Here is a 4,890-nt window from a genome sequence, read left to right on the forward strand (position 1 = left end):
TACTAAGACAGTTAACAAGAAGACTGGCGAAGTAATGGGCTACGGTGAATACAAAGTATGGAACGGTACTAAGCAAACTGATAAGACAACTGGTAGCTTTGCAGAATATGACATTCCACAAATTAAGGATTACACTTCATTAGTTGATGATAAAGCAGCAACAGAAGTAGCAGCAAACAACAATGTAACTCCAGAAACTAAGCCATCAACTGTTAAGGTAAGTTACACTGCAAAGGGTAAGACTCCGGATACAGATACCACAAAAGCAAATGGCGGTAACATCACTGTTGATAAGGGTCACAAGTTAAATGATGGTGATGCTGAAGATGCTATTACCAACCATACTAAGTTACCGGAAGGTACTAAGTACACTTGGGAAGATGCTCCAGACACTGATACTGTTGGTGATAAGAATGGTATCGTAACTGTAACTTATCCAAATGGTTCTAAAGAAGAAGTTCCTGTAATGGTTCACGTAACTGATGATGCTGATAAGTATGACCCACAAGGTTCTACTATCACTATCAAGAAGGGTGCTCCAGTTCCTAATGCTGAAAAGGGTATTGAAAATCCTTCAGAATTACCAACTGGTACTAAGTACACTTGGGACGTTGCTCCAGATCCTGAAAAGGTAGGTAACCAACCAGTTATTGTAACTGTAACTTACCCAGATGGTTCAATAGACAAGGTTCCAGCAACTGTTATCGTAACTGATGATAACAACGGTAACCCAACTACTCCATCTGATGCAGACAAGTATGACCCACAAGGTCAAGTTGTTACTGTAAACAAGGGTGACAAACTTCCAGATGCTTCCAACGGTATTGCTAATACTAGTGATTTACCAGAAGGCACTAAGTACAGTTGGAAGACTCCTGTTGATACTACTACTTCAGGTGACAAGCCAGCTATCGTAGTAGTAACTTACCCAGATGGCTCAAGCGAAGATGTACCAACTATTGTTCACGTAAACCCAACTGATGCAGACAAGTACACTCCAGAAGGACACAACATCACTGTTGATAAGGGTTCTAAGGTTCCAGATGCAGAAACTGCAATTACTAACACCAAGGACTTACCAGAAGGCACTAAGTACACTTGGAAGGATACTCCAGATACCAATACTATTGGTGATCACCCAGCTATCGTAGTAGTAACTTACCCAGATGGTTCAGTAGACGAAGTTCCTGTAATCATTACTGTTAAGGATCCTAACAACAAGCCAGCAAACCCAACCGATGCTGATAAGTACAACCCAGAAGGTGGCACTATTATCGCTAAGATTGGTGATGACTTGAGTAATGATGCTGTAGAAGGCATCGTAAACAAGGATGAATTACACAATGTCACTAAGTACTCTTGGACTGACGGTACTCCATCAACTGCTAAACCTGGTTTGACTTTACATGACATCACTGTAACTTACCAAGATGGTTCAAAGGATATTGTTCCAGCTTACGTAAATGTTGTAAGTGATGCTGACAAGTACACTCCAGTTCCAGAAGTTGTTGATACTAACAAGGGACAAGTACCAGATCCTTCAAAAGGTATTGCTAACAAGGGCGACTTACCAAAAGGCACTAAGTACAGCTGGAAGGGTAATCCAGATGTAAATACTATTGGTGATCACCCAGCAGTAGTTATCGTAACTTACCCAGATGGTTCACAAGACGAAGTTCCTACTATTATTCATGTAACTGACAATAACAATGGTGGCAACACCAATACAGGTGAACCAACTGTTACTAACCCAACTGATGCAGATATCTACACCCCAGAAGGTCAAGATATCCCAACTAAGGAAGGTCAAGTACCAGATCCATCACAAGGTATTTCAAACAAAGATCAATTACCAGGTGATACTACTTACACTTGGCAAGATCCAGGTAAGGTTGCTGGCGATGTTAAACACCCAGGTTCACACCCAGAAATCATTGTTGTCCACTACCCAGATGGCTCAACTGATACTGTAACTGTGAACGTAAATGTACCAACTCCAGAACCAAAACCAATTGATACTCCACAAGGTGTTGTACCAGACCCATCAAAAGGTATTAAGAACCCAGACGATATGCCAGATGGCACTAAGTATCAATGGACTAACGGTACCCCAGATGTATCAACACCAGGTACTCATGAAGTAACAATTACTGTAATTTACCCAGATGGTACTACTGATACAATTACAACTACTATTACTGTTGCACCTCATGCTACTAACAATAATAACCACGGTAAAACTCGTAACATTAATGAAGGTGCTGGTGTACACAGTGGTGACTGGTATGATGAAAACGGTCATGTCCACGCATCAGGTCTTTACGATGAATACGGTAATGGTGTTCACTCAAGTTTCTATGGCAATGGCAACAGTGATGGCAATGATGGTCAAAAGACTTTACCACAAACTGGTGCCCAAGCTAACATGGCCGGTGTGCTTGGCTTAATGATTGCTAGTGTAGGTGCAATCTTAGGCCTTGCAGCCGACAAGAAGCGTAAAAACTAAGATATAACATCTAATCGATCAAATCCTCAAGATTAGTTTTCGCTTACTTAAAAGCACTCCAATGAAAATTGGAGTGCTTTTTTGTGTTCTGCAAAAAAGATAACAGGAAGTTTAAGCATTATAAAACGACTTGTATATGTAAAATAAAAAAACAAAAAACTCAAAATAAAAATAAAAATTTTGTAAATTGAAATAAAATTAGGCGGTATCAATAAAGAAAAATATGAAACAACATTTAAGGGTAATAAGGTTCTTTGACAGGCTCAAACATAACAGATAATTTTTAGATAAAGTAAATATAAAGGAGATATAGGGATGTTTGCTAAAAATAATTACAAAGAACGATTACGTAAAATGGAACAAAAAACAGAACGGTTCTCAATACGTAAGTTATCAATTGGTGCTGCTTCAGTATTAATTGGATTGTCATTTTTGGGATTTAATTCACATACTGCACATGCTGCAAGTGATGAAAATGCAGATAAAAATGTAAGTACTACTGATTCAGATGTTGCATCAGTCCAAGATCAAGTTAATGATAAAGGAACAATTAATACTGTAAATGCTTCTGAATTAGATAAGAGCACAGATTCTAAACAAGTAGGAGAAGTATCTTCAACATTAGATACTGCACAATCAGCTAAAACTGATAGTATTAATACTGCAGCTTCAAAGGAAAAACGTACCACAGAAACTCAACCAGAGGCAAAATCTACAGTAAGCACTGAAACTTCAACAGTAAGTAGAACTATCAAGTATATCAACCCACTTACTAATAAAGAAGTTACTTTGGCTGATCAAAAGGCAGAATTTAAACGTACAGTTACTAAATATCCTGATTCAGGGAAAACGGTCTATGGTGCATGGGAACCAGCAAGTGCAGTATTTTCAGCAGTAAAAGTACCAGAGTTTGAAGGCTATCAGGCAAGTTTTTCATCTAATGAGGTAGCTGAAGAAGTTGTTACCCCAGGTGCAAATCGCCAAATTACTAGTTGGATTCTTTATAATAAAATTTCGGAAACTCATGATACTAACACAACTATTCCAGCTAATCCACCTAAAATAAGTACTGAAATTTCAACAGTATCTCGAACACTTAAGTATGTAGATCCTATTACTAATGTAGAACATACTTTATCTGATCAAAAGGCGGAATTTAAACGTACAGTTACCAAATATCCTGATTCAGGGAAAACGGTCTATGGTGCATGGGAACCAGCCAGTGCAGTATTTTCAGCAGTAAAAGTACCAGAATTTGAAGGGTATCACGCAAGTTTTTCACCTAGTGATGTAGCTGAAGTAGTTGTTACTCCAAGTACAGATTTGAATCTTACTAGTTGGATAATTTATTACAAGAATAGTGGCGGTATCCAATATGCTACTCTAGCAGATAACAAAGTGATTGTTACTCCTAAAGGTACCCCAGTTAATCCAATTGATGGAATTGGTAATGTACCAGAATTAAAGCCAGGTACTACTTATTCATGGACCAATGGCGTGCCTGATGTTAACACTATTGGTAGCAGCACCGTTGAAATTACGGTTAACCAACCTGGATTAAATCCTCAGGTTGTAACAACAACTATTATTGTTACTGGTACTGAGAAGCCAGGCGATCCTGGTATTACCAATCCTGATGATTCTAAGTATAGTGATTTATTTAAGACTGTTGAACGTTACATTATTTTTGATGAACCGGTTAATTATTATACACAAACTCAAAAAGCTATCTTTGGTAGATCTAAGACAGTTGCAGCTGTTAATGGTAAAGCCGTTGTAACTTATGGTAACTATGGTGTTTATGATCCAGAAACTCAAACTTTAAATTCACAAACTGAAAAAACTTTACCAGCTGTTTCAGTAAAGCAATTTGATGGTTATACTTCATTAGTTAATGATGAACAAGCAACTGTAATTCCTAGTTTAAATGTTAATGTAGATTCACCAAATTCTCAGATTGCAGTAACATATAAAAAAGATTCAAGTCCATCAACTTATATTCCACAAGGTAAGGATATAATTACTCCTTACGGTAAGATGCCAAAGCCTGAAGAAGGAATTGCTAATATTCCAGAATTACCAGCAGGTACCAAGTATACTTGGAAAGATAATGGTCCTGATGTTTATACTCCAGGTACACAAGTAGCTATCGTGACTGTAACTTATCCAGATGGAAACACCGATGATGTACCAGTTATGGTAACAGTTGAAGATCCAATTCCAGAGGGTAAAGATATCACCACTCCAAACGGCAAGGTACCAGAAGCAGAAACAGCAATTGGTAATGTGCCAGAAATGCCTGAAGGAACTAAGTACGAATGGCAGACCACTCCAGAAGTAAAGACTCCAGGTAAGAAGCCAGCTGTAGTTGTTGTAACTTTCCC

The 4,890-nt window shown here is 38.2% G+C and carries 2 protein-coding genes; both read left to right on the forward strand.

Going from position 1 to position 4,890, the window contains the following annotated elements:
* Nucleotides 1–2,506, forward strand: a 2,506-nt coding sequence (locus tag LrDSM24759_RS05605) for a Rib/alpha-like domain-containing protein (protein ID WP_170133366.1), incomplete at its 5' end; no start/stop codon positions are given.
* Nucleotides 2,507–2,821: 315 nt separating this feature from the next.
* A partial coding sequence (locus tag LrDSM24759_RS05610) for a Rib/alpha-like domain-containing protein (protein ID WP_117118516.1) occupies nt 2,822–4,890 on the forward strand: 2,069 nt, incomplete at its 3' end.

The organism is Lactobacillus rodentium (assembly GCF_003423665.1).
GTDB classification, from domain to species: domain Bacteria; phylum Bacillota; class Bacilli; order Lactobacillales; family Lactobacillaceae; genus Lactobacillus; species Lactobacillus rodentium.